The organism is Pseudomonas sp. (assembly GCF_049590575.1).
Classification (GTDB): Bacteria; Pseudomonadota; Gammaproteobacteria; order Pseudomonadales; family Pseudomonadaceae; genus Aquipseudomonas.
Genome location: NZ_JBAWDE010000390.1, coordinates 1 through 4,393 on the forward strand (window position 1 = coordinate 1; position 4,393 = coordinate 4,393).

Consider the following 4,393-nt stretch of genomic DNA (forward strand, 5'->3'; position numbering starts at 1 on the left):
GACAAAGCCGCAGCGGATCGGATCGCCGCCAACTCGGCAGCGTCCGACATGAACTTGGCGCGGTGTCGTTTCATCACGGCGACGATGCCTTTGCGGTCAACCTCGATTGCGCCACTGGCGACCGCGAGTGCCCGCTTCGATAACGCGATGTCGAAATGCGGAGAACTGAGAGCCTGAAACCACTTGCGGTCCACGCCGATCTTGTCGGCCATCGCCAGCAATTCCTCGACGCTATCCGCGAGCATGTGGCACATCTTCATGCGCCCGTAGTTTGCTCGCATGTCATCGACGTACACGGCCACGGCTTTTCCTCCTTTTTTGTTAGCTCGGTGCGACCAGCATCGGTCAACTCTAGCCTGCCGTCAAATCCATGGCGGATGAGATTATCGGAAAGTGCGCGGCGCAATTCTTCGTTCCAGTTTTTAGGAACATCGCGCATTCCAGGAACGATCCGCAAAAATTGATGCAGCGCGTTGCTCAACATAATGGGCCTTATTCCTTTCGCGCTGACTGTTCAAAAATACGAAACTCGTGAACGGCAAGGGCCGCATATTCTGGAAGCGTCAAGCTGGCGATTGCGCAGCGTTCCAGCTTATCGGCGCACTTTTTTAGCGCCGCCCGCAGGCTGGCGATCTCGGCATCCCGCTTTTCAATTTCATTCAGCAAGTTTGTGCTTAACGGTTCGGTCACGTTCTGCGCGTTCCAGCTCGGCTCGGCTGCGCCGCACTCTCCGCATGTGGCCTCGGGCATGTTCATTTCTCCGGTAACACTATTTGGTGTCGTTGCAGGAGCAGTAGCCAAGCCACCATTCCCTAAACTTTTTCGATTGCTTCCGTGCTTATCCGGTTTAGACACACGCCCCTAGATGTTGCGGTCATGGTGCTAGATCAGACTGGAATGACTTCACAGACCAGCGCCCTCGCTAATTCGGCCAACTGTCGAGGTGGCAGGGTGATTTGGATCGTTTGACCGCCTTTTCCGTCCGGTCCAACCGGACCGCGAGCGTCCAGAGTGATGCCCTCCTTGCCGCGATCATTGATCGAAACAAATGCCGGATCAAACCCCGGTGCAGTCCATGCAAAAATGTTACGATGCATTTTCAGCCTCCCTCTTTACCGTTCCGATTTCAACCGGCGGCTTGCCGCTGGACAACAGGTCGCGCTCACGCGCCAGATAGGGCTTTGGATCGTTCTCGCGCACCAGCACGTAAGTTATTGAACGCGCGCCGACTTGAGCCATGAGCGGTCGCGGCTCACCTACAAGGTCCGCAAGGGCATGGTCGGGGGAAAATCCCGGCGGGATGGCAACAGCAACCACGGCCTCGCGAGGGAAATTGGCGAGCGCTTTGGTATTGCGGACCTTCACCACGTCGCCGCGCTTGAACTTGGCTTCCGCACAAGGTGGGGTTTCGCCGCGCGGGCCAATCAACCGAGAAACTTGGCCGCCGGGACCGATCAAAAATGCCGCTTCATTGTTCAACATCTAGTATCCCTCATCGTTTGTATGCGGCAACCGGATAAGCATGATTGCTTCGACGTTTCGTGCATGTAGGGGTTGTCCGTCATGAGTTTGTGGCACTTCGCCGCGCTCAGGCCCTGCTCAAATGGCGTCTTTGGCGACTTGCGTCGCGTTGCCTTTGCGAGATCAGCGTGCGCCTGCGTCGCTTCCCTTAGATATTCGCGCGTGGTTTTCTTTCGGCGCACAAAAATCTCCTATTTCACCAAGGCCAGTTGTGGCCGAATGATCTTCTGCGCCTCGTCAACGCAAAAGTTACAGATGAAGGCGTGCTTGCCGTCGATCATCTTCGCCACTTCGTCTTGCGACTTGCCGCAGAAGTCGCAGTAGCAGATGACATGCTGTTTTTTGGTGAGCAGCCTCACGCACCAAACTCCTATATATTCAAGCCGGGATTAAGCTCACGCACGGCACGTTCGAGGCGCTCAATCCGGCCGCGTTGCCTTCGTACTTCCAATTTAAGAAAGATAACCACAACGGCGCAGCCTACGGCGAGCATCAATCCTTCCATGACCAAACTCCTATTTATTCAGGCGTCGATGACGTCGCAGAAACTTTTTGATGATCGTCCGCGCTTCCTCTAGCGCAGCTAACGATCCGCGCACGAACATGAGATACTCGGCCGGATCGTTGGTACAGGCATCGTCAGAAATCCAGGCGTCGGACATTGCACCTTCGACCTCGATAAACAGTTCGTCGCACAGCTTTTGCGCTTTCCGATCCCAATTCAGTTTCCCTTTGGACAGCACGGCCGCTCATTCTTTGTTAGAGAGGTTTATCGGACAAAGCCTTTAGGGCGTCGCCGAGAATTTGATGAAGCTCGTCGCCGGTATCGACTATCGGGATCGCTTCCTCACAGCTGTCGTCGGTAAGCTGAGTCACGATGAAGAACCCTTTGCCCCTGCAATGGCTGCACACGTCGTCGTCCCATTCATCGACCGGCTCGACAAAGCCCTCGTCGCAGTTCCAACATGGGACGCTCCACTTCGGCATGACCGCTCCTATGCCTCTTTGCGCTTGCGCGCCGATTTCTTCTTGCGCACGAACTTGCCGTGGCCGTCGTGTTTCCAAAACGCATATATGCTCGCGGTCGAGACTTTCAGCTTTTTCGCCACTTCTGGCCCCGTCAGCTTATCGCGGCCACCACGGCCATTGAGATAGTCGCCTACGAGTTTGATTCGTTCGGGTGTCATGTACACCTTGGGTCCCCAGCTCTTGTTCTTGCGCCTCGCGCGGAGGGCGGCGATGCCCGCCGACGTGCGCTGCGCGATGATCTGGCGTTCAAACTCGGCCACCAAGCCAAGCACGCCAAGGACGAGCTTACCGGACACGGTTCCAAAGTCGAAATTCTCTTGGAGCGACCGGAAATAGGCGCCCTTGGCATAGATGGCGTCGAGCCGGGCATAGAGTTGCCGCATGGACCGCGCCAGCCGGTCGAGCCGCCAGACGACAAATGTATCGCCATCGCGCAAATCCTTGATCGCAAAGTCGAGCTCCGGACGCTTTGCGTTCGCCCCGGACACCTTTTCGACGTGTAGGTTGTCCGGTTTGACGCCAGCTTTGAGCAACGCGTCAGTTTGTAGGTCGAGCGACTGATCCTCTGTGGATACCCGTGCATAACCGACTAGGAATGGCATTTTGCCCGCTTAATTGCCGTTGTCAGCTATAACCTATAGCGTATGGTCTATTGACAAGTCAATATGCCGGGATTACGTTATTCACCATGACAAGGGAGACGGCCATGAGTGATGAAAAAGCCATCGGAGCCGATCTTGACCTTTGCGACCGTGGCTTGGCGCTTACCAAGGGCAACAGGCGGCGGCGGTTCGCCAAGCATCGCAAGGCGTGTTTCGCGGCAATCCGTGAAATGAACGCGGCGGATGGCCTGGATAGACTTACCGACACCGAAATCCTCGCCGAGCTGGAGGCGTAGGCCATGCCTGCGGATCGGTCTCAGGGTTGGTTTTCTTTCGGCCTGACGTGCGCCAAGAAGCTAGTGCGCGAGCACATGGCAAAACAGATTGAGCGAGAGGGGACGCGGCCCTGCACGGTGGCTTGACGTGAAAGCCAAAACTTACGCAATCGAGGAACGCATGTCTGGCGACTGGATCGAACGATGGCCCGGATTCCCGTCACTCAAAAAGGCGCGGACCTTTGCGCGGCGGATGGAAAGTCGGTGCCACGGACGCCTTCGCATCGTCATCGTTCTGCGTCGCCCTGTCAGCCTGTAGGAGAACGCCCGATGGAACAGACTGACGAACAGCTTGCCGAAATGGTCGCCCGCTTTCGCACGCCTCCGGGCTTTAGTTGGGAACCGCTACGCGATGACATTCTAACGCTGCTAAAAAGTCGCGAAGCGCAGCGCAATGCCGTTGAGACAAATGCCCTGCTCGCCACGCCACTAGCATAGTGGAGGAACACGCCCGCCGATGAAACAGTCCGAGGCGCAAGCCAAAGCCAACTACGGAATAGACCTGCTTGACGCGATGGCGGACAAGTGGACGGCGGAAGTCAACCTCACGTCGATGATAAAGAACGCAACAAGTCCGATGGACTTAAACAGCAACGCACCGAACGACGTGCGCGAGAAATTCCGGCTCCGCATGGAGGCGCAAATCGACGCCATCGCGCGTCAGGCTTTCATCGAAGGCGCTTACCGGGCGATCACGAACCCCGTGAAACTGATTGACGACCCGAAGACTTCGTTACTGTCGCCACGCGATCTCGCGCATAGTGTTATCGCCGACGTACCGGATTTCTGGATGGACGGCCGCGGCGAGAACGAAGAAGGACATGACTTGGGCGTCCACAACGCAGAACGGATTCTGGCTGCGCTCGACGAAGCTGGCTTGAAGATCGTTAGAGCGAGGTAAAGCCC

12 protein-coding genes are annotated in these 4,393 nt (G+C 56.6%); 3 read left to right on the forward strand and 9 right to left on the reverse strand.

Features of this window, described 5'->3' with window-relative positions; all coding sequences use genetic code 11:
* From WBR57_RS27050 to WBR57_RS27090, 9 genes are all read right to left on the reverse strand, one after another.
* Window positions 1-302: DUF4031 domain-containing protein (locus WBR57_RS27050; RefSeq protein WP_424088212.1), on the reverse strand; the 302-nt coding region annotated here is incomplete at its 3' end.
* Window positions 257-484 (reverse strand): hypothetical protein, encoded by a 228-nt coding sequence (locus WBR57_RS27055; protein ID WP_424088213.1) that lies wholly within the window; start codon window positions 482-484, stop codon window positions 257-259. The genes WBR57_RS27055 and WBR57_RS27050, both read right to left, overlap by 46 nt.
* A gap of 8 nt (window positions 485-492) precedes the next feature.
* Window positions 493-750 (reverse strand): hypothetical protein, encoded by a 258-nt coding sequence (locus WBR57_RS27060; RefSeq protein ID WP_424088215.1) that lies wholly within the window; start codon window positions 748-750, stop codon window positions 493-495.
* Between the two features lie 137 nt (window positions 751-887).
* Window positions 888-1,097 (reverse strand): hypothetical protein, encoded by a 210-nt coding sequence (locus WBR57_RS27065; protein ID WP_424088217.1) that lies wholly within the window; start codon window positions 1,095-1,097, stop codon window positions 888-890.
* Window positions 1,087-1,482, reverse strand: coding sequence for a hypothetical protein (locus WBR57_RS27070; RefSeq protein WP_424088219.1), 396 nt, complete (start codon window positions 1,480-1,482; stop codon window positions 1,087-1,089). The genes WBR57_RS27065 and WBR57_RS27070 overlap by 11 nt, the downstream gene beginning before the upstream one ends.
* A 230-nt stretch (window positions 1,483-1,712) precedes the next feature.
* A complete protein-coding gene (locus WBR57_RS27075; RefSeq protein ID WP_424088221.1) occupies window positions 1,713-1,880 on the reverse strand; it encodes a ClpX C4-type zinc finger protein in 168 nt (55 codons plus the stop codon).
* Between the two features lie 156 nt (window positions 1,881-2,036).
* Window positions 2,037-2,264 carry a hypothetical protein gene (locus tag WBR57_RS27080; RefSeq protein ID WP_424088223.1) on the reverse strand — a complete coding sequence of 76 codons (228 nt, stop codon included), beginning with the start codon at window positions 2,262-2,264 and terminating at the stop codon, window positions 2,037-2,039.
* A gap of 16 nt (window positions 2,265-2,280) precedes the next feature.
* On the reverse strand, window positions 2,281-2,508 hold the full coding sequence (locus WBR57_RS27085; RefSeq protein WP_424088225.1) for a hypothetical protein: 228 nt from the start codon (window positions 2,506-2,508) through the stop codon (window positions 2,281-2,283).
* Between the two features lie 8 nt (window positions 2,509-2,516).
* Entirely contained in the window at window positions 2,517-3,152 is a 636-nt protein-coding gene (locus WBR57_RS27090) for a recombinase family protein (protein ID WP_424088227.1), read from the reverse strand.
* 104 nt (window positions 3,153-3,256) lie between these two features.
* On the opposite strand from WBR57_RS27090, the gene WBR57_RS27095 reads away from it, so the two are divergent.
* The 3 genes from WBR57_RS27095 to WBR57_RS27105 all read left to right on the forward strand — a co-directional run bounded on the left by WBR57_RS27095 (window position 3,257) and on the right by WBR57_RS27105 (window position 4,388).
* The gene (locus tag WBR57_RS27095; protein ID WP_424088229.1) at window positions 3,257-3,448 is read left to right on the forward strand and encodes a hypothetical protein; all 192 of its coding nucleotides are present in this window, start codon (window positions 3,257-3,259) and stop codon (window positions 3,446-3,448) included.
* A 309-nt stretch (window positions 3,449-3,757) separates the two neighbouring features.
* A complete protein-coding gene (locus WBR57_RS27100) occupies window positions 3,758-3,925 on the forward strand; it encodes a hypothetical protein (protein WP_424088231.1) in 168 nt (55 codons plus the stop codon).
* A gap of 19 nt (window positions 3,926-3,944) precedes the next feature.
* On the forward strand, window positions 3,945-4,388 hold the full coding sequence (locus WBR57_RS27105; protein WP_424088233.1) for a hypothetical protein: 444 nt from the start codon (window positions 3,945-3,947) through the stop codon (window positions 4,386-4,388).
* Window positions 4,389-4,393: the final 5 nt, after the last annotated feature.